We start from the raw sequence: 1,297 nt of genomic DNA on the forward strand, positions 1-1,297 counted from the left end.
GCCCCGAGTCGTCGTTCGCGAACCGCTCGAACGCCTCGGCGACCCCGTCGCGGCGCCCGAGCTTGAGCTTGTTGATCGCCATGATCCAGTCGAACTGCCCGATCTCTTCGATGGCGTCGATTCTCGCGAGGCGCTCACGCGCGCGCTCCGCCCAGGCGAGCGTCTCGGCCGGGCGGTCGTCCTGGCTCGAGAGATTGGCGATGCTCTGGGCGGCCTGCCCGGCCATCCAGTCGAGGCCGAGGCGCTCGGCGCCCTCCCACGCGGCGGTCACATAGGCCAGCGACCGGTCGAACTCACCGGTGTTCTCGGTGAGCAGGCCGCTGAACAGGTTGCCGATGATGCGAATGACCTCGTCGTCGGAGGTGCGCAGCGCCTCGAGCTGCCATAGGCCCCACTCGGCCTGGAAGCGCAGTGCCGCGCTGAGCACCCGGGCGACGGCCGCGAGCCACGGCGACACCGTCCCCGAGCGGACGAGCCGCCGCACCTTGACCGCCGCGCGCAGGCCGGAACGCAGCATGACGGTCGGCGGCACCGCCTGGAACTCCGCGAGCTCGGGGGGCATCTCGGGCCGCCTCTCCGCATCGCGGCTTCCGGGCTTGGGCGCCTGAGAGCCCGCGATGCCCATGACAGCAGCGAACATCAGGGCGATGGCCGTCGCGTCGGGGAACTCCGCGGAGGTCTGGGCTTCAGCCGCGGCCCGGGCGATGACGGGCGCGAAGGCGAGCGCCTCGCGGAACTGGTTGCGCACCATCCAGTGGAAGAGCAGCGCCGAGAACACGGGGATGACCGTGGCCGGGTCGCTCTCGTGCGCGCGCAGCACCGCGACCAGGTTGTCGTGCTCGAGCTCCAGTCCCCGGATCGCCGCCGTCTGGCCCGGCGTCGGAAGGGCCGCGATCGCCTGGACCGCGAACCGCCGCGCCCAGCGCGACTGCGCCGTGGCGACGAGCTCGTCCTCGCCGGCATCCACCAGCGCCATGTCGCCGAACTCGCGCACCGTCTCGAGCATGCGGTAGCGCAGGCCGAGCGGCGTCTCGGTGACCGAGACGAGCGATTGCAGCACCAGGGCATCGAGGTCATCGGATGCCGCGAGCCGCGCGTCGGCCTCGCGAGACGCGTCGGCGTCGACGAGCACGACCGCCGTCGCGGCCTCGGCCGAGAACCCGTCGGGGAAGCGAGAGAGTCGGCGCAGCATCCGCCGCTCGCTCTCGCTGAGCAGATTCCAGCTCCAGTCGATGACCGCGATCAGCGTGCGGTGCCGCTCGGGGGCGCTGCGGTCGCCGCCGCGCAGCAGCGCGAA

The 1,297-nt window shown here is 72.2% G+C and carries 1 pseudogene; it reads right to left on the reverse strand.

The features are described from left to right. A pseudogene (locus ACM2XV_RS15385) lies at positions 1–1,297 on the reverse strand (hypothetical protein); the annotation flags it as partial.

The sequence above is a fragment of the Gryllotalpicola sp. CP2-P1 genome, assembly GCF_057512245.1.